This window comes from Mucilaginibacter gynuensis, assembly GCF_039541195.1.
Lineage (GTDB): Bacteria > Bacteroidota > Bacteroidia > Sphingobacteriales > Sphingobacteriaceae > Mucilaginibacter > Mucilaginibacter gynuensis.
On sequence record NZ_BAABFT010000001.1, the window covers coordinates 99,527 to 119,164 of the forward strand.

Consider the following 19,638-nt stretch of genomic DNA (forward strand, 5'->3'; position numbering starts at 1 on the left):
CAATTTTATAACCTAATTAAATGACTGTTAAAAAACTCCTTGTAATTACCGCTGCTTTTGTAGCACTGTCGGCAGCGGCAATGGCGCAAACCAAGCCGTTAAAGCTATGGTATACCAAACCCGCCGCGATTTGGGAAGAAACCCTGCCGTTGGGCAATGGCCGCCTGGGTATGATGCCCGATGGCGGCGTTGACAACGAAAAGATAGTACTGAACGATATTACGCTATGGTCGGGGGCGCCGCAGGATGCCAATAATTATGAAGCCTACAAAAACCTGCCCGAAATACGCCGGTTGCTTCAGGAAGGTAAAAATGATGAGGCGCAGGCCCTGATCGATAAAAACTTTATTTGTAAAGGTGTTGGCTCGGGCAGCGAACCATTTGGTTGCTACCAGGTATTGGGCGAACTGAATATCCGCTTTGATTATGGCAAGGGTAAAGATCAGCCGGCGGAATTTAAAAGCTACCAGCGCGAACTATCGCTCAATAATGCGGTAGCCAAAAGCACCTACACCGTTGACGGCGTTATTTATAAAAGGGAATACTTCACCAGCTTTGGCGATGACGTGAGCATTGTAAAGTTAACTGCCGATAAGCCCGGAAAATTGAATTTGAGCATCAGTATCAGTCGCCCGGAAAGGTCGGCTACAACGGCCACTGAAAATTCATTGCAGTTATCGGGCGACCTTAAAAGTGGTACGCCTGATATCGGCATGCAATATTTGGCCACGATAAAGGCGCAGTTAAAAGGCGGTACTCAAAGCACTAGCGATAACACGCTGGAAATTAAGGATGCTACAGAAGTTATCCTTTACATATCTGCCGGTACTGATTTCAAAAATCCGGGATACAAACAAAAGATAGAGATGAATTTAGCCGCGGCCATGAAAAAACCTTACGAGGTTCAAAAAGCGCAGCACATTGCCAAATTTCAAAAGCTATTTAACAGGCTCAGCGTAAATTTAGGCGAAAGCACTGCAGCCGATGCTTTGACGACTGATAAAAGGTTAGTGGCTTTTCATGCTAACCCGGCATCTGATAAAGGCTTGCCTGTATTGTTCTTTCAGTTCGGCAGGTATTTGAGCATCAGCAGCACAAGGGTTGGCTTATTGCCGCCAAACCTGCAAGGCTTATGGGCCAACCAGGTGCATACCCCATGGAACGGCGATTATCACCTTGACGTTAACGTACAAATGAACCACTGGCCTGTGGAGGTAGCTAACCTTTCGGAACTGAACCTGCCGCTGGCCGACCTGGTTAAAGGTATGGTTGCACCGGGCGAACGAACCGCTAAAGCCTATTACAATGCAGATGGCTGGGTAGCGCACGTAATTACCAATATATGGGGTTTTACTGAACCGGGCGAAAGTGCATCATGGGGTATAACCAAAGCCGGTTCAGGCTGGTTATGTAATAACCTTTGGGATCATTACGCTTTCAGCAACGATAAAAATTACCTGAAAAAAATCTACCCGATATTGAAGGGTTCGGCACAGTTTTACAGTAGCATTTTGATTAAAGATGGTAAAACAGGTTGGTTGGTTACATCGCCTTCATCATCGCCCGAGAATACTTTTTACCTGCCAAATGGTAAACACGCCAGCATTTGCATTGGCGCTACTATTGATAACCAGATCATCAGGGAGCTATTCAACAATGTGACCATCGCAGGTGAGCAGTTAGGTGTTGATGCCGATTTCAGGAAGGTGTTGAAAGAGAAGATCAAAGGTTTATCACCGGCAGTAAACATCGCAAAAGATGGCCGTGTAATGGAGTGGCTGGAAGATTATAAAGAAACTGACCCGCAGCACAGGCATATTTCGCACTTATATGGCTTATATCCTGCATCGTTAATTACTGCCGAAGGCACGCCTGAATGGGCCGAAGCCGCTAAAAAGACTTTGGAAATTAGGGGCGATGACGGACCAAGTTGGACCATCGCGTACAAACTATTATTCTGGGCACGCCTGCACGATGGTAACAGGGCATACAAACTGTTTACCGAAATTATGAAACCCACCCAGCGTACCGATATTAATTACGGTGCAGGTGGCGGTATCTACCCGAACTTGTTATCTGCCGGTCCGCCGTTTCAAATTGATGGTAACTTTGGTACCACAGCCGGTATAGCAGAAATGCTGATACAAAGCCACGAAGGTTACATCAACTTTATACCAGCTATACCTGATAGCTGGAAAGCATCCGGAGAAATAAAAGGCTTTAAAGCACGCGGCAACTTTGTGGTCGATCTGAAATGGAAAGATGGCAAGGTGGTCAGCTATAAAGTAGCTTCAACCACGCCACGCAAAGTAAAGATTAAACTTAACGGAAAAGTTACCACAGTAATGGCTTCCAAAATATAAATTTACGCCTGTTACTGTCAATTGTACATTTTATGAGGAGAAGCTTTTCTTTAATTATTTCAGCTGCTTTAATAAGCGGTGCTTTGTTAACAGCAAACACAGCAACAGCATTACCGGTACCGGCAATTTATACATCTGCGGAGCAGCAGGTTAAAATACCTTATGGCAAAAGCGGTTTTATTACTTATGATCTTACTAAAGGTCTGCTTAATGTAACCAATAATGGCGAAAGTGTATTTACCAATATTTTTTCGTCGGTTAAATTGAACAATGCTACCATCACTTCAAAAGCTTACACGGTAAGAAAGTATAGTAAAACAACTGCTACCACAGGGTTTGGGAAAGGTATAAAGCACGTGATTACTTTAACGGGGAAAGATGTGCCGCAAATGGAGCAGGTGTTTTATACTTATCCCGGGTATAAGTACTTCTTTATGGAAGTATCTGTAAAAGGTACTAACCTGCAAACAAACGATTTGGTACCTTTTGAAGGTAACTTTAAGAACATTACCGGCGATACACGTAGCCTGTTTATGCCTTTTGATAACGATACCTTTATCAGTTACGATGCCCGTCCGTTTAAGAAACCTACCGATGTAACCAGTGCCGAAGCCGGTGTAGTGTACGATAACACAGCTCGTAATGGTTTGGTTGTGGGCTCTGTTGAACATTCGATATGGAAAACAGGTGTTACCACAGTAGCATTTCCGGATAAGGCCAACTTTATACAGGTACAGGCCGGTTATTCTGCCGAAGCGGTTACCCGCGACAAAATTCCGCATGGAATGGTTAAAGGCAATACAGTTAAATCGCCATTGATCTTCGTTGGGTATTTTGCCGATTGGAGAACAGGACTCGAAACGTTTGGTAAAGCTAACCGTATTGCCGAGCCGCCTGTTGTTTTCAACTGGACTAAACCCACACCCGTAGGCTGGAACAGCTGGGGTGTAATGCAGGAACACCTGAATTATGAAAAAGTAACCAAAGTAGCCGACTTTTTTGCCGACAGCCTTAAAAATTTCAGATCGGGGAATACCGCGTATATCGACATGGATTCGTACTGGGATAACATGACCCGCGGCGGATTAAATGGTGATTTCAGCAAGTTGAAAGAGTTTGCCGATTATTGTAAGGCCAAAGGTTTAGAGCCGGGTGTATACTGGGCGCCGTTTACCGATTGGGGCTGGGGCGGCGGTCCGGATAGAAAGGTAGATGGCGGCGATTATACCTTCGGTGAAGTTTGGACAAAAGTTGGCGACAAATACCACGATATAGATGGCGCCCGCGCGATGGATCCCACACATCCGGGAACCAAGCAGCGCATCGCTCTGGTGATCAAAAAACTAAAGGATTGCGGCTTTAAAATGATCAAGATAGATTTCCTTGGTCATGCTTCGGCAGAATCTACACATTTTTATGATACTACGGTAACCACAGGTATGCAGGCTTACCGTAAAGGGATGGAATACCTGATCAACCAGCTTGGCAATCAAATGCTGATCTATGCTGCCATATCGCCAAACCTGGCAACAGGCCGTTATGTGCATACCCGCCGTATTGCTTGCGACGCGTTTAAAACCATTAAGGATACGCAATACACCCTAAATAGTGTAACGTATGGCTGGTGGCAAACCTATTTGTACAATTATGTTGATGCCGATCATATTGTGTTATCTACCGAGCAGGAGGGGGCTAACCGGGCAAGGTTACTGTCGGGCATTATTACCGGCACATTTATTACTGGCGATGATTTTTCGGCATACGGCCAATGGTCTGCAAGGGCAAAAGCTTTTTACCAAAATCCCGAATTGCTTAAAGTAGTGGCCAATGGCAAATCATTTAAGCCTGTGGATGGCAATACCGATAAAGGCGCTTCGGAAGTATTTACCCGTAAAATTGGTAACAGCTATTACGTAGCTGTATTTAATTACGGTAACGAGCCCAAATCATTTAAACTTGATGCCGCGAGGATCGGTTTGCCGGTATTGAAAACTTATACCGCTACCGAGGTTATACAGAATAACAAAGCGACCTTTACAAATGCTGCCATCAATATAGAATTGAAACAGGCCGATGCTGCCTTATATAAATTTGATATTAAGTAAGCGCTTGCTGCTTATGTAACAAAAAGATCACCCAAAAACAGGTGATCTTTTTGTTTAGCGGTGGTTTTGAAAGATATTATGGCAATACTTTAACAGAAAAATTAACGCCTAATAGCACCTTTGCAACATGCAACACAAGGGACTAAGCAAATCGCAGATCATCATAATGGCTATCACAGCCGGGGTTTGTGTGGCTAACATCTATTACAACCAACCCATACTAAAAGATATAGCTGCCAGTTTTCATGTTCAGGAAGGGGCAGCTGGTATTATATCGGTGCTATCACAGGCTGGTTATGGCATGGGCTTGTTCTTCCTTACCCCACTTGGCGATAAGGTAAATCGCAAAAACCTGATCCAGTTTTTACAGATCGGCCTCATACTATCCCTCATCGGGATGACCTTTATACAAAGCCTTAGTGGTATTTATTTTATGAGCCTGCTTACCGGCGTGTTGGCTATAGCAGCGCAGGTAATATTACCCATGGCAGCCACGCTCGATCCGGCAAATAAAGGTAAAACAGTGGGAATCATTTTTACAGGTATTCTGGTAGGTATCCTGTCGGCTCGGGTATTCAGCGGGTATATCGCGTTATGGTTAGGCTGGCGGTACGTATACGGCATATCGTCGATACTGGTAGGTATAAGTGTTTTTATGGTAAGGTTTTCCCTGCCCGATGTAAAGCAGGAGTTCAGCGGGCATTACGGCAATCTATTACAATCTATATTTGTACAGGTAAAAAGATTTCCGCTGCTTAGGCGCACGGCATTACTTGGCGCATTGGTATTTGGAGTGTTCTGCTCTTTTTGGACGACGCTTACCTTTCACCTGAGCGCGCCGCCGTTTAATTACAATACCGATACCATCGGTTTGTTTGGTATCCTCGCTATTGGGGCGGCTTTGCTTGCGCCTATTTTCGGTAAACTGGCAGATAAGGGTAATCCTGCCCGCTCGCAGGTGATCACGGTATTGATCGTGCTGGCTGGTGTTTTGGTGGTGAAGGTCTTCCCGCATTCTATATATGCTTTCATTTTGTCGGTATTACTGCTTGATATTGGCGTACAGGCCACAAACGTAACCAACGTAGCCACTATTTATACTTTGGATGCTACCGCACACAGCCGGATCAACACAGTTTACATGACCACTTATTTCATCGGCGGCGCTTTGGGTACTTTCGCGGGTGTACAGTGCTGGCGCATAGGCGGCTGGGATATGGTTACCTGGCAACTATTACTTTGGGCTGTATTGGCATTAGTGCTGGCTTTAAGTAGTTTAAAGCAAAAAGCAGTACAAGCTACAGGCGCGTAATTACTGTTTAAACTTATTTTGATTTTACACGGGAGTTGAGTATTTTAAGGCGGCGCAAACGCCTTTAAAATACAAACATGGCCTCACCTGCAACTGAACAGTTAAAACGCGTTCTGAAACCGATCCATTTATGGGCGATAGCTGTTGGTTTGGTTATCTCGGGCGAGTACTTCGGTTGGAATTATGGTTGGGGCGTATCAGGCACCGTAGGCTTTTTAATAGCCACGCTCATCATCACGGTAATGTATGTTACCTTCATTTTTAGCTATACCGAATTAACCACAGCAATACCTCACGCGGGCGGGGCGTTCGCCTACGCTTATCGTGCTTTGGGGCCTATTAGCGGCCTGGTGGCCGGTTATGCTACATTGATAGATTTTTTGCTTGCCACGCCTGCAATAGCGTTCGCGTTGGGGAGTTACCTGCATTTCTTATATCCGGCTTTGTCTGTATTACAATCGGCCATGTTTTTTAATGTGGTATTTATCCTGCTCAATATTTCGGGGGTAAAAGAATCGGCAACGTTTTCGGTGTTCATCACCATACTGGCGGTGGCCGAATTACTACTTTTCATGGGCGTTATCGGTCCGCATTTTAAAATGGATAATTACCTGGCCAACCCGATGCCGTTTGGCTGGGGAGGCGTTTTCGCGGCCTTACCTTTCGCGGTATGGTTTTACCTGGCCATTGAGGGCGTAGCTATGGTGGCCGAAGAAGTGCAGGATCCTAAAAGAAACATCCCCCGTGGTTACATATCGGCCTTAATTACATTGGTGCTATTGGCTTTAGGGGTGATGATACTCACCGGCGGTATTACCGACTGGCGTAAACTTAGCAATCTCGACTATCCGCTGCCAGAAGCCATAGCCGTGGTATTAGGCAAATCAAACGGCTTAACTAAAGTCTTCGCCAGTATTGGCCTATTCGGGTTGGTCGCGTCATTTCATGGTACTATACTGGCATCGTCAAGGCAGGTATTTGCCATGGCCCGCAGCGGCTATTTACACCGCGGACTTGCAAAAGTAAACCATCGTTTTAAAACGCCGCATTGGGCTATTGTGGCCGGGGGCTTTATTAGTTTTGCCGCCTTATACACAGGCACAACCAGCCAAATTATTATCTTATCCGTATTGGGCGCGGTGGTGATGTACATGATGAGCATGATCAGCCTGTTCGTTCTCCGCAAAAAGGAACCTGATTTAGAGAGGCCTTTTGCTTCGCCGTTTTATCCTGTATTTCCGGCTGTTGCACTGATCATCTCTACCGTATGTTTATTCGCCATAATTTATTACAACCCTGATATAAGCATTGTTTTTATAGCCGGGTTAATAACTTGTGTAGCCATATTTGTAGCAATGGGCAAGCATAAAGTGAAAATTATGGACGATGTATTGCTTGAAAAGGCGGACGTAATAATTAAAGCCGAATAACATGAGTTACCGGTATACTATAAAAAATAAGGTTTACCGGTTTGATGACCTGAAAACCCTGCTTGCAAAAGCATCGCCACACCGAAGCGGCGATATATTGGCAGGTGTAGCTGCCGAAAGTTATGAAGAACGTGTAGCAGCCCAAATTACCCTTGCCGATGTTCCGTTAAGAACTTTTCTTAGTGAAGCCATAATTCCTTACGAAGAAGACGAAGTTACCCGCCTCATCATCGACACACATGATTATGTAGCATTTGACCCGATAAGTTCGTTAACCGTTGGCGAGTTTCGCGATTGGTTGTTGAGCGACGAAACCGACAGCCATCTACTGCAAAAGATAACTAAGGGCATCACGCCTGAAATGGCCGCCGCGGTATCAAAACTGATGCGCAACCAGGATTTGATAGCGGTAGCACATAAATGCGAAGTGATTACTAAATTCAGAAATACTATCGGCCTGAAAGGACACTTCTCTACGCGCCTGCAACCGAATCACCCGACTGACGATCCTAAAGGTATAGCGGCCAGTATTATAGATGGTTTGCTTTACGGCAGCGGAGACGCAGTTATCGGGATTAATCCGGCTACAGATAATCCGTCGGCAGTATTTAACTTGCTTAGGCTGATAGATGGGGTGAGGGAGAAGTTTGATATTCCTACGCAATCCTGCGTGTTAACACATATTACCACTACGCTTGAACTGATCAATGCAGGCGCGCCTGTCGACCTGTGCTTTCAATCGATAGGTGGAACCGAAAAAACAAATTCGAGCTTCGGTATCAATCTCAATTTAATTGAGGAAGCTTACCAGGCAACGCTTTCATTAAACCGTGGAACGGTTGGTAATAACGTAATGTACTTTGAAACCGGGCAAGGCAGTGCCCTTTCGGCTAATGCGCATCATGGTATCGATCAGCAAACCTGCGAGGCAAGGGCTTATGCCATTGCGCGTCAGTTTAAACCATTGTTGGTAAATACGGTTGTGGGCTTTATCGGACCTGAATATTTATATGATGGCAAGCAAATTATCCGCGCAGCACTCGAAGACCACTTCTGCGGAAAGCTCTTAGGATTGCCCATGGGCGTTGATGTTTGCTACACCAACCATGCCGAAGCCGACCAGAATGATATGGATAACTTGCTGACCTTATTGGGGGTTGCAGGTTGTAATTTCATTATGGGTATTCCGGGGTCTGATGATATTATGCTGAACTACCAGTCTACCTCGTTTCATGATGCTTTGTATATCCGCAAAATGCTGGGCTTAAAACCCGCACCGGAGTTTGAACAATGGTTGATCCGGCAAGGAATTACCAATGCCAGCGGTAATATTATAGCAGATAACAGCAATAAACTTTTAAAGAGCTGGGAGAATTATGGCTGATATACCCGACGATAAACCGGCGCAATCGTGGCAGTCATTGCAGCAATTCACAGCTGCCCGTATCGCTTTGGGCAGGGCCGGGGTCAGTATCCCGGTAAAACAATCGCTGGAGTTTAAAATGGCACATGCGCATGCAAGGGATGCCGTTTACTCCAAACTGCACTTTGATGAACTGGTCGAAGCCTTTAAACAGTTTAACCTGCCGGTGGTGCACCTGCATAGCAAAGCGGGGTACCGTGAGCAATACCTGCAACGCCCTGATTTGGGCAGGCGTTTAAGTGAAGAATCGTGCCTGCATTTAAGCGGCTACTCCGCAGAAAATGATATTGCCATCATTATAGCCGACGGTTTATCGGCCACTGCGGTTAACGAAAACATCATCGACCTGTTGATCTTATTTTTACCCTTATTAAAATATGCCAATATAAAACCGGCGCCTATTTGCCTGGTTGAACAGGGCAGGGTAGCCATCGGCGACGATATCGGCTCGATACTGAAAGCTAAAATATCTTTGGTACTGTTAGGCGAACGCCCGGGATTAAGTGCTCACGATAGTTTGGGTGCATATCTCACCTATAACCCTCAACCGGGCTTAACAGATGAATCGCGCAATTGTATATCTAATATTCGCCCCAACGGTTTGAATTTAGAAGAAGCTGCCGCCAAAATGTTTTACCTTGTTCAGCAATCACTTAAGCGGCAGCTAAGCGGTGTACAACTTAAAGATGACACCAGGGCAGGATATTTTCCTTAATTATCGGTAACTATACTACCGATATAGGTAATAGGCTGACGGTTAATGCTGCTGATCATTAATGTAGCGCTGCCGTTAGCAAAAATATCAATGGTTATTTTATCCCTGTTTTGGGTGTCCTTTGTATCGGCCCTTACTTTCCAGCTACCCTTTTTACCGGGAGTTACTTTGTAACTGAAATTTGTAGAAGTAAACTTTACACCACCATCAGTTGAAGGTGTGATAGCCGCGCCCGAAAATGCCCTGCCGAAATATGGCAGATAAGCGATGAGGCTGTCTTTACCAATCTTCAGATCGTAATCGGCATTAAGATAACGTTGCCCGCCGGCCAATGGCAAAACATAAGTGGCTTTAAAGGTGTACTTTCCCGAATCTATTTTGTTTTTTACCTCGGTTGCTTTAGCGGCGGCCTTTTCTTTTTTGGTAGTTTGGGCTGCAGCCGGGTTCATAATACCTATAACAAGGCCTATGAACAATACTTTAATTAAGGTTTTCATATTTAGGATTTTATACATAAATATAGAACGAATATTATGTATAAATAATATTTACCTGTAAAAAGTTTTGTCTGCCTTATTTCATATTAATATCTGATACCCATTGGTTTGCCGTGCCCCAGGTTTCAACTGGTGTATCTGAAGTGGTAAATACCAGTGTACCGCCATCCATAATCTCCTGTTGAGTGATCCAGTTACGGTCGAGTTTTTTTCCATTTAGTATTACCTGCTTAATATAGCGGCGGTTGTCGGTATAGTTATCTGTTTTGATAACCAGCGATTTACCGTTAGTCCACTTAAAAGTAACTGATGGGAACAATGGCGCGTTCAGATAATAAACCGGCCAGCCTACGCAAGCAGGTGAGAAGCCACAAGCGGCAAAAACATACCATGCCGACATGGCGCCTGCATCATCATCCATAGTACGAACATAAGTATTCGGCTTATTTTGATAGATGACATCCACAAAAGGATCTATACCACGACTGTTATCGTTTAAATAATATTGCACTACGGTATCCACAGCATATTTATGCATCAGGTTTTGCGATTTCCAGGGTTGCGCAGTCATGTTATACATTAACGGAACCTGAATGTCAGGTTCGTTAGCGTGGTTATACAAGTCGTTGTCGAAAAAACGATCTAACTGCTTGGTATATTCCTCCTTACCGCCGGTTAATTCAATCAATCCTTTTACATCAAAAGGCACAAACCAGCGGTATTGCCATATAGTACCCTGGTATAAGCCACGGGCCTGCATACGGTCAACATCATTTTTGGTAAGGTCTTTAAAATCCTTGTTCCAGCCTTCTTTGGAGCCTAATGCTTTTTGCTTGTACTTATCGCTCAACTCCTGTTTGCCGGTAATAGCCAGTATTTGCGATAACGCCCAGGCATCATAACTTGATTCCAGTGCCTTATCCGGGTGCGAGAAATCCAGCTTATCTACCTCGTTGATCAGCGAATCGGTGATCTTACTAAAGTCAATAGGGTAGCCTTTACGGTAAGCATCCAGCAGTACCACTATGGCGTGTTCGGTACGTACGGTGTTTGATGGCTCATGCGTAGTAGCGTAATCTTTTTTACCATAAGGGTAAAGGTTAGCTATTGATTGCGCGATAGCTTTATATCTTTCAGGATAAGTAACTGATAATAATGGTAGTTGTGTACGGTAGTTATCCCATATTGCCCAGCCATTATAAGCTGCGTCTTTGCTTTGTTGTAAGCTGCCATCAATAGCGCGAAAGCTGCCATCATTTTCAGAAACCACATAAGGCGATTGCACGGTACGATATAATAAAGAGTAAAAGGTTTTCTCCCGTTCAGGATTGCCCTTTACTACTATGCGTCCCAGTATATCGTTCCAGGCCTGCTGGCTTTTTGCTTTATAATCGTTTACCGAGCCATTGTTGATGCCCGCTTTGGCATGTTCAACATCAACCGATGAAAAATTAATCCTGATATCGGCTTCGGTATCAGTATTTTTTAACGTTGCAATCAGTTTATGTTCGGCAGCTTGCACAAACTTTACAGCTTTATTAAATGATAGATAATAATAAACCCTGTAGATACCCGCGTTACAAGTAGTGCCCGATTCTACCCAGCCACTCAATGAGTTATCATCTAACTGGTGTTGCTCGGCTACAAAACGATTGGCCAGCGTATGGCTCAAATCTATCATAAACCCTTTACTGCCTGCGGGGAATGTATAATGCTCAATACCTGCGTTTTGCGCTACCGCGATTGACGTTTTAATCCCGTTAGAAAATCCAACTTCGTAATTACCCGGTGAAGCTGATTCGCTCGACTTTAACAGTTTGGTAGCAGCGGGATCGGTACCTAAAAAAGGTTTGATCAGTATATTACCGCCACTACCCTGGCAACCTACACCTTCCATGCGGTTATGCGTAAAACCTAAAAACACTTTGGCGTTATGCTCGTACCCCATGTGCAGGTTAGGGTAGGTTTGCGGCGCAATGCTCATCATGCCGAAAGGATATGATGCAGCGGGCGACATCTGGCCATGATCGCCGGATGAGCCTAAGAATACATTCACCAGTTTTGCAGGTTGCGGCATGGTTGTTTTGGGTGATTTTGGCTGTGCTTGTGCCGCAAAAAAAGCAGATAGTAGTATAGCTGTAAAACGTAATTTCATGGTGCCCGAAAATTAAGAAAACTATAGCTAAATCGATCTGCAATATTGTGTTGAGTTTGTAACAAGTGTGTACATCGTTATCCGCAGTAAAAAAACGTTATCTTAGTTTACTGAACTACAGGCCAATATTAACCCTATCCATTCATGAAAATGTCCCTGAAAGCTTGTTTTCTAATATGCCTGACGTTGTTTGTATGCGTATTTCAAGGTTATTCGCAGTCGAAAGTGCCCCGTACGCTCACAGGCAATAGCGGCAAAAGCATCGAGACGTATGGCATTAAGCAAGAAATATTAGGCACGTGGATGGGGCGTTCATCATGGAAAGATATTGCCGATGCCAACTGGCTGATGGTAGAAGGCAGCGGTGCCCCAAAATGGAAACGGGAACATTTCGACAGACCGATGGATGTTGGCGTGCCGTTGATCCCCACAGATAGTAAAAATGAATTTAATGAGTTGCTGAAAGAATCCATTTCAGGTTCGCAGGACAGTACTTATATTTCATTGGGCCGAAACTTGGCTAAGTATTGCAGTAAAACTGTTTATGCCCGTTTATGGTGGGAGTTTAACATGTACCCGGTTAAGCAGGATGCAAATCTGTTTGTTAAAGCATGGCAGCGTGCCGTGCCCCTGATTAGAAAAGGGTTTAAGCAACAGGCTTCCGCAGGGCAAACGCTTCATATTGTTTGGTGTACTAACGCAGGGCAACCCAATCCGGAACCATTTTATCCCGGTGATAATGTGGTGGATGTAATAGGTTCGGATACCTACGGGATGACCTGGGGAGATAGCGACCCGACAGCGGAACAAATAATACGCCGTATAATAAAAGAGCCGTACATGTTGGAGTGGCAGGCCAAATTTGCCGATCAACATAAAAAGCCAACCTGCATAGGCGAGTGGGGGAACGTAGCTAAAAAAGGCAACAAAGTGCAGGATACACATGGCATTGGCGATTGCCCCGAATATATAGATGCCATTTACAATTGGACAAAAACCTGCAAGTACGGCTGCATTTATGTATGCTACTTTAACCTTCCAGATGGCGGCATATTAACAACGCTCGATGAACAACCCGAATCAGTTAAAAGGTTAAAAGTGAGGGCTGCAGCGGGGAAATAACCTACTTTTTATGCTGCTTTTTATATTTAGCCGGCGACATACCAATAACACTGCGGAACAATCGGGAAAAGTAAAATTGGTCGTCAAAGCCAAGTTCCGAACAGATCTCTTTAATGCTGCGATCTGTAAAATAAAGGTACTGGCAGGATTTCTGCACCTTGAGTTGGTTAAAATAATTGATAGGAGACGAGCCTGTTTTTTGCTTGAACGAGCGGGAGTAATGCGATACCGAAAGGCTTTGCTGCTTAGCCAGTTCCTCAATTCCGAATTTTTCGTGAATATTCTTCTTCATGAAGGAGATGGAGTTACTGATAGAATCGGTATTGTATACAGCCGGGTTGGCTTCTTTATAATAAATGAGCGAGGTGATAAAGTGCAGCAGGTTAAAGTTCATGATCTCCATTTCCTTTTCGTTAAAGCTATGCTCTAATATGGAGTAGATCTGTTCAAATAGCGTGATGCGGTTTTCATCATAAGGTATGGCGTGTACCACGGGCTGATTATCGATCAGGAAACGCTCATATATTTTTTCGGCGGTATCGCCGGTAAAGTGTACCCAGTAAATACTCCATGGGTTGTTTTCGTTGCTGTTATAACGGTGCGGTACGTTTTTCGGGATGATGAAATAGGTATTGGGTTGTAATTCGTGCTGAATGCCATTGATGTATATATAACCGCCGCCTTCAACACAGTAAATAAGTATATATTGCGAGCTGCCGGTTTTCCTTTCCCTATCATGATGTGTAGCCTTTGGATAATGCCCTATAGCGGTAAGATAAAAATTCCGGATCAGTGGATTATGAATAATTCTGCGTTTAATATTGGGTGGCAGTACAATCATTCGTTGCCCTACAAAGCCCTCTTTCTTCCTTGTTTTTTGCACCACCGTCGAATTGTCCATCATTCTGCTAAATTGTTTTTTAGGGTTATATATGACATATAGCTTGCCGGGTTTAATTATCGTAAAGCATATACAAACGCATATATAGCAATAATTTACCACTTTTTAATAGGGTAATATTATCCATATTTTTTTGAAATTTCTCCATTTCAACATGGACTATTTCATTCTATGTTTACAGCTCCATTTATAGAACCATTATTAATTTAAAGTATGAAAAGATTTTTTACGAAATCACAAAGCTGTAATGCTTTGCATCACATGCCATACCCGGCAACACCGTTTTTTAACTCCGTTAACCGATCAGACTGAGCATTTATTGAATGATGAAGGCTAATCCGCATTGGATATGCCCCGCCTTACATTGTGTTTAATAAACTTAATTACTAATCAAATTATGAAGTTAATTTACGATCTTAACAAAGGCCTGCTGCGCTTAAAAATCCCGGTGATCTTACTGTTCTTGATCATCAGCAGCAACGCTTTTTCACAAACCAATATTACCGTAATAGGTACTGTAACCGATACCACCAAGGCCACCTTACCGGGTGTAAGTGTATCTGTAGAGGGCAATACCAAGCTGGGTACCATGTCCGACAATAACGGTAAATTCATCCTCGATGTACCCAGCGGATCGGTCATCAGGATCTCTTACGTGGGTTATAAAGCTCAACGGATTACCGTTACCGCCGATAACAAGATCTTAAAAGTCACGCTTAAAGAGGACAACATACTGGCCGATGAGGTGGTGATCACCGCTTTTGGCCGTAAGGAACGCAAGGAAGCGGTGGTGGGTTCGGTAACCAGCATTAAACCAGCCGATTTGAAAATACCGGCCAGCAACCTTACCAACGCGCTTGCAGGCCAGGCGGCGGGTATTATCGCTTACCAGCGCAGCGGCCAGCCGGGGCAGGATAACGCGTCCTTCTTCATTCGTGGTGTTACTACGTTTGGTTACAAACGCGATCCGCTGATATTGATAGATAACGTGGAGCTGTCAACCAACGATCTTGCCCGCCTCAACGTTGACGACATTGCCAGCTTTGTGATACTGAAAGATGCCAGCGCGACAGCCCTTTACGGTGCCCGTGGTGCAAACGGTGTTATTTTGGTGAGTACAAAAGAGGGTAAAGAAGGTAAGGCGAAGATCAATTTCCGTTCGGAATTTTCCTCCTCACAATCGGCACGAACACTTGACCTGGTTGACCCGATCGAATATATGAACCTCTACAACGAGGCCACCTTGACACGCGATCCAAAACTGCCGTTACCTTTCTCTCCAACCAAGATCAGGAATACACAGGCAACCATCGACGGTGCTCCCGGCAGTAACGAATACGTATACCCAGCGGTTGACTGGCTCGATCTTTTATTTAAAAAAACAGCCACTACTCAGCGTAACAACCTGAGCGTAAGCGGTGGCGGCGCACTGGCCCGATACTACATAACCGGCGCGTACAATATTGATAACGGTGTTTTAAATACCGATGTACGCAACAATAACAACAATAACGTAAAGTTTAAAAACTACCAGTTACGTTCAAACATCAACGTAAATCTTACCAAAACTACCGAGGTAATTGTAAGACTATCGGGTACTTTTAGTGAGTACAATGGCCCTGTTACTACGGATGGCTCTTTTGCTTCCGATTTGTACAATGTGGCTATTCACACCAGCCCGGTATTGTTCCCGGCTTATTTCCCGGCTGATGAGGCTAACCGTAACGCGCAGCATATATTATTCGGTAACAGCGGCGGGCCCGATGGCACCAGCAGCAATAATATCCAATACAATAACCCTTACGCGGCCTTGTTAAGAGGGCATAAAAACTCTTCGGAGTCGCGTATGTCGGCACAGCTGGAGCTGAACCAAAACCTCGAATTTATAACCGATGGCTTAAAGTTCAGGGGGATATTTAACACCAACAGGTATTCATACTTTACATCGCAACTGGCTTACAATCCATTCTACTACAATGTGGGCAGTTATGATAAAGTTGCCAATCAGTATACTTTACAATGGCTTAACCCGCAGCCAACTGGTAATAACGTAGCTACCGAATACCTTAATTATTCGCGCAGTGAGCCGGAAGCCAATACATTCGTGTACCTGCAAACTGCTATAGACTACAATAAAACCATCGCTAAAGATCACACCATTAGCTCAACGGTGATCGGTACCATGCAGTCAACAGTTTATTCCAGCGCTAAAGATCCAAGGTTGGGCTATACTACCTTGCCTTATTCGTTGCCTTTCCGCAATTTGGGTTTGGCTGGTCGAGCTACATACTCATACAAAAACAAGTATTACGCCGAGTTCAACTTTGGCTATAACGGATCTGAAAGGTTCTCTAAAGAGCACCGTTACGGTTTCTTCCCAACCATCGGCTTATCATATGTGGTATCAAACGAAGATTTCTGGAAAACCGATTTCTTTATCAATCGTTTAAAGATACGTGCCAGCCACGGTTTGGTAGGTAACGATGCTATTGGTAACCAAAGGTTCTTCTACCTGTCGGATGTTAACCTGGCTACAGGGCCTAACTATTCGCAATTTGGTTTCAATAACCAGTACGAGCGTAAAGGGGTATACATCAACAGTTACGCCAATCCTAATATTACCTGGGAAACTTCAAGGCAAACCAACCTTGCCATGGAAGTTACGCTGATAAAAAACCTGAACATCATCGCCGAAATTTATAAGAACCACCGTTACGATATCCTGCGCGAGCGTAACATACCAACCAGCGAAGGTTTGGAGTCATCAGTTAGTACCAACTTAGGTGTGGTTGATTCAAAGGGACTTGATCTCTCTGCCGATTACAAGCAAAACTTTAGCAATGGCTTATGGGCATCGTTCCGTGGTAACTTTACTTATTCAACCAATAAATACACCTACATAGAAGAGCCTAACTATGCCGAATCATGGCGCCATTTCATCGGGCAGCCTATCAGCAGGGGATACGGTTACATAGCCGAACGTTTATTTGTTGACGACGAGGAAGCTAAAAACTCGCCAACTCAAATATTTGGAGGTAACGGCAAGCTACCCCAGGGAGGCGATATCAAATACCGCGATGTAAACCAGGATGGTAAGATCGATAACCTCGACCTGGTGTTTTTGGGCTATCCTCAAACGCCTGAAATTGTATACGGTTTTGGTTTTTCAACCGGTTATAAAGGCTTTGACCTTTCGGCTTTCTTCCAGGGGCAGTCAAGGGTATCGTTCTTTGTTGACCCAACAAGGGTAAGCCCGTTCATCCCAAGTCCCGATCCTTATATCTACGGTAACACACAGGTATTACAAGCATTTGCCGATAGTCACTGGAGCGAAGAAAACCAGGATCTATACGCACAATATCCACGTTTGGGTGTAAACAGTACTGTGATTGCCAATAACCTGCAACCAAGTTCGTGGTGGCTGCGCGATGCCAGTTTTATCAGGCTTAAATCGTTAGAAATTGGCTACACGCTGCCTGTAAACGTATCGAAAAGAATGAAGCTGACCAATTGCCGTATCTACTTCAACGGGCTTAACCTGTATACCTGGAGCCCTTTCAAATTGTGGGATCCGGAGCAGGCTGGTAACGGCTTCGCTTATCCTATACAAAAAGTATTCAATGTGGGCTTAAACGTGAATTTATAACCGATCAAAACAGACGACATGAAATTATATCATAAACTAATTTGCCTGACACTGCTTTGTTCCATGAGCGTATCATGTAAAAAATATCTGGACATAGTGCCTGATAACGTGGGCACACTTGATTATGCCTTCAGAAACCGTAACGAAGCCGAAAACTACCTGTTTGGCTGCTACTCAACCATGCAGCAACTGGCCGAAGTTACACGCAACGCCGGTTTTACCACTTCATCTGAAATTGTATACCCCATATTGCAGGCGCATTTCTTTGATGAATCGGGCTTTAACCTGATAAGGGGCGTGCAAAGCAGCGGTAACCCGATACTGAATTATTGGGGCGGCACTAACAACGGCTTATCCATGTATAAGGCTATTCGCCGGTGCAATATTATGCTCGAAAATATCGACAAGCCTATCGACCTTGGTGAACCCGAGAAAAAACGCTGGTTAGCCGAAGTGAAATTCCTGAAAGCATATTATCACTATTACCTCATCAGGATGTATGGCCCGGTGATATTAATAAAAGAGAACAACCCGGTAGATGTTGACATTGAAGCCACCAAACGTAAAAGGGCTACGCTCGATGAATCGTTCGCTTATGTGTTATCATTGATTAACGAGGCTATTCCTGACCTGCCGGCACGAATCGAGAATCGTACCACAGAGTTTGGCCGTATCACCAAATTTATGGCTATGTCGGTAAAAGCGGAGATGCTGATCACCCAGGCAAGTCCGTTATTTAATGGCAACCCCGACTATACCAATTTTAAAGATAAAGATGGACGGAGCCTTTTCCCGGCGACTTATGATGCGCAAAAATGGCGCATAGCTGCCGATGCCTGTAAAGAGGCTATTACCGAGTGCGAAGCGCAAAGCCTTAAACTATCAACACTTGTACCATCAAATGGTATTGGCAATGTATCTGATGAGTTAAAGAGCATCCTGAGTCTGCAAGCTATAGTTACCCAACGGTGGGAGGATAATCCCGAACTGATATGGGCCTTGAACTATGGTTTTGGTTACCAGGGATATACCATACCTAAGCTTACCAGTAAATCGGTAAGTATGGCTAATACCTATCCGTCAAACTGGGCAGTGCCTATTTCAACAACCGATTTATTTTATACTGATAAAGGGGTGCCGATCACTGAAGATAAAACCTGGGATTATGCTAACCGTTTTACACCGCAAATTGGCGACGACGCGCATAAGCATTACATAAAACAAGGTTATGAAACAGCTAAAACAAACTTCCATCGCGAGAAAAGGTATTATGCCGATTTAGGTTTTGACGGCGGGATATGGTTTGGCAATGGCATAGTTGACGAGGATAAAGCCTACTATGTACAATCGCGCAGCCAGTTTGCCATAGGCGGGCCCAAAAGCCTTAACTCAACCAACGTAACCGGTTACTGGCCTAAAAAGATAGCCAACTATCTGTCAACCATGGACGAAAATTTTACCGCGGTTGATTTTAAACTGCCATTGATACGTTTGGGAGGCTTATATCTTTTGTATGCCGAAGCACTTAACGAAGCCGATGGTCCATCGGCCGAAGCGTATGATTACATTGACAAAGTAAGAACACGCGCCGGTTTACAGGGATTGGTGGCCGCGTGGCAGGCGTATTCTAAAAATCCGTCGAAGCCGTCAACCAAAGAGGGTTTGCGCCAGATCATTCACCAGGAAAGAAGAATTGAACTGTGTTTTGAAGGCCAAAGCGGCTGGGATCTTCGCCGCTGGAAGGAGCTGCAAGATGTATTGAGCCGCCCGATGCAAGGCTGGAGCATTTACGAAGCTAACGCGGTTAACTACTATCGCCCGCAAACAGTGGTGATACCGGTATTCGGCTTGAGGGATTATCTGTGGCCGTTTAGCAGTACAGATGTAGTTGTAAACGAAAACCTCACTCAAAACCCTTACTGGTAGGAGTTTAAGAAAGTATCAAGGTTAAATATTTAATGAATAATAT

12 protein-coding genes are annotated in these 19,638 nt (G+C 44.4%); 9 read left to right on the forward strand and 3 right to left on the reverse strand.

Annotated features, from left to right (window positions below; translation table 11 throughout):
* Positions 1–20 precede the first annotated feature (20 nt).
* The 6 genes from ABD894_RS00320 to eutC all read left to right on the forward strand — a co-directional run bounded on the left by ABD894_RS00320 (position 21) and on the right by eutC (position 9,348).
* Positions 21–2,363: a glycoside hydrolase family 95 protein gene (locus ABD894_RS00320; protein ID WP_345208974.1), complete on the forward strand. Its 2,343-nt coding sequence runs from the start codon at positions 21–23 to the stop codon at positions 2,361–2,363.
* An 83-nt stretch (positions 2,364–2,446) separates the two neighbouring features.
* On the forward strand, positions 2,447–4,468 hold the full coding sequence (locus tag ABD894_RS00325; protein WP_345208975.1) for an alpha-galactosidase: 2,022 nt from the start codon (positions 2,447–2,449) through the stop codon (positions 4,466–4,468).
* Between the two features lie 127 nt (positions 4,469–4,595).
* Positions 4,596–5,780: an MFS transporter gene (locus ABD894_RS00330; RefSeq protein WP_345208976.1), complete on the forward strand. Its 1,185-nt coding sequence runs from the start codon at positions 4,596–4,598 to the stop codon at positions 5,778–5,780.
* A gap of 77 nt (positions 5,781–5,857) precedes the next feature.
* Positions 5,858–7,210, forward strand: a complete 1,353-nt coding sequence (gene eat / locus ABD894_RS00335) for an ethanolamine permease (RefSeq protein WP_345208977.1) — start codon at positions 5,858–5,860, stop codon at positions 7,208–7,210.
* Between the two features lies 1 nt (position 7,211).
* The gene (locus ABD894_RS00340) at positions 7,212–8,594 is read left to right on the forward strand and encodes an ethanolamine ammonia-lyase subunit EutB (protein ID WP_345208978.1); all 1,383 of its coding nucleotides are present in this window, start codon (positions 7,212–7,214) and stop codon (positions 8,592–8,594) included.
* Positions 8,587–9,348 carry an ethanolamine ammonia-lyase subunit EutC gene (gene eutC / locus ABD894_RS00345; protein ID WP_345208979.1) on the forward strand — a complete coding sequence of 254 codons (762 nt, stop codon included), beginning with the start codon at positions 8,587–8,589 and terminating at the stop codon, positions 9,346–9,348. Before ABD894_RS00340 ends, eutC begins: the two co-directional genes overlap by 8 nt.
* On the opposite strand, the gene ABD894_RS00350 is transcribed toward eutC, so the two are convergent.
* Together ABD894_RS00350 and ABD894_RS00355 are read right to left on the reverse strand one after the other, a co-directional pair.
* Positions 9,345–9,845 (reverse strand): DUF4251 domain-containing protein, encoded by a 501-nt coding sequence (locus tag ABD894_RS00350; RefSeq protein ID WP_345208980.1) that lies wholly within the window; start codon positions 9,843–9,845, stop codon positions 9,345–9,347. The two genes, eutC and ABD894_RS00350, sit on opposite strands and share 4 nt — an antisense overlap.
* Before the next feature lie 76 nt (positions 9,846–9,921).
* On the reverse strand, positions 9,922–12,000 hold the full coding sequence (locus tag ABD894_RS00355) for a glycoside hydrolase domain-containing protein (RefSeq protein ID WP_345208981.1): 2,079 nt from the start codon (positions 11,998–12,000) through the stop codon (positions 9,922–9,924).
* Positions 12,001–12,144: 144 nt separating this feature from the next.
* On the opposite strand from ABD894_RS00355, the gene ABD894_RS00360 reads away from it, so the two are divergent.
* On the forward strand, positions 12,145–13,122 hold the full coding sequence (locus ABD894_RS00360) for a glycosyl hydrolase (RefSeq protein WP_345208982.1): 978 nt from the start codon (positions 12,145–12,147) through the stop codon (positions 13,120–13,122).
* Position 13,123: 1 nt separating this feature from the next.
* Here the strand turns inward: ABD894_RS00360 and ABD894_RS00365 are convergent, their stop codons facing one another.
* Positions 13,124–14,026 carry an AraC family transcriptional regulator gene (locus tag ABD894_RS00365; protein WP_345208983.1) on the reverse strand — a complete coding sequence of 301 codons (903 nt, stop codon included), beginning with the start codon at positions 14,024–14,026 and terminating at the stop codon, positions 13,124–13,126.
* Between the two features lie 394 nt (positions 14,027–14,420).
* Between ABD894_RS00365 and ABD894_RS00370 the strand changes: the two genes are divergently transcribed.
* Both ABD894_RS00370 and ABD894_RS00375 read left to right on the forward strand, forming a co-directional pair.
* On the forward strand, positions 14,421–17,669 hold the full coding sequence (locus tag ABD894_RS00370) for a SusC/RagA family TonB-linked outer membrane protein (RefSeq protein WP_345208984.1): 3,249 nt from the start codon (positions 14,421–14,423) through the stop codon (positions 17,667–17,669).
* 18 nt (positions 17,670–17,687) lie between these two features.
* Complete coding sequence (locus ABD894_RS00375) at positions 17,688–19,595, forward strand: RagB/SusD family nutrient uptake outer membrane protein (RefSeq protein ID WP_345208985.1); 1,908 nt, start codon at positions 17,688–17,690, stop codon at positions 19,593–19,595.
* Positions 19,596–19,638 lie beyond the last annotated feature (43 nt).

Bases quoted from the DNA above. Each gene is read 5' to 3' on its own strand.
- ABD894_RS00370 (WP_345208984.1), top strand. From the start codon at position 14,421: ATGAAGTTAATTTACGATCTTAACAAAGGCCTGCTGCGCTTAAAAATC.
- ABD894_RS00330 (WP_345208976.1), top strand. From the start codon at position 4,596: ATGCAACACAAGGGACTAAGCAAATCGCAGATCATCATAATGGCTATC.
- eutC (WP_345208979.1), top strand. From the start codon at position 8,587: ATGGCTGATATACCCGACGATAAACCGGCGCAATCGTGGCAGTCATTG.
- ABD894_RS00355 (WP_345208981.1), bottom strand. From the start codon at position 12,000: ATGAAATTACGTTTTACAGCTATACTACTATCTGCTTTTTTTGCGGCA.
- ABD894_RS00350 (WP_345208980.1), bottom strand. From the start codon at position 9,845: ATGAAAACCTTAATTAAAGTATTGTTCATAGGCCTTGTTATAGGTATT.
- ABD894_RS00340 (WP_345208978.1), top strand. From the start codon at position 7,212: ATGAGTTACCGGTATACTATAAAAAATAAGGTTTACCGGTTTGATGAC.
- ABD894_RS00360 (WP_345208982.1), top strand. From the start codon at position 12,145: ATGAAAATGTCCCTGAAAGCTTGTTTTCTAATATGCCTGACGTTGTTT.
- ABD894_RS00375 (WP_345208985.1), top strand. From the start codon at position 17,688: ATGAAATTATATCATAAACTAATTTGCCTGACACTGCTTTGTTCCATG.
- ABD894_RS00320 (WP_345208974.1), top strand. From the start codon at position 21: ATGACTGTTAAAAAACTCCTTGTAATTACCGCTGCTTTTGTAGCACTG.
- ABD894_RS00365 (WP_345208983.1), bottom strand. From the start codon at position 14,026: ATGATGGACAATTCGACGGTGGTGCAAAAAACAAGGAAGAAAGAGGGC.
- eat (WP_345208977.1), top strand. From the start codon at position 5,858: ATGGCCTCACCTGCAACTGAACAGTTAAAACGCGTTCTGAAACCGATC.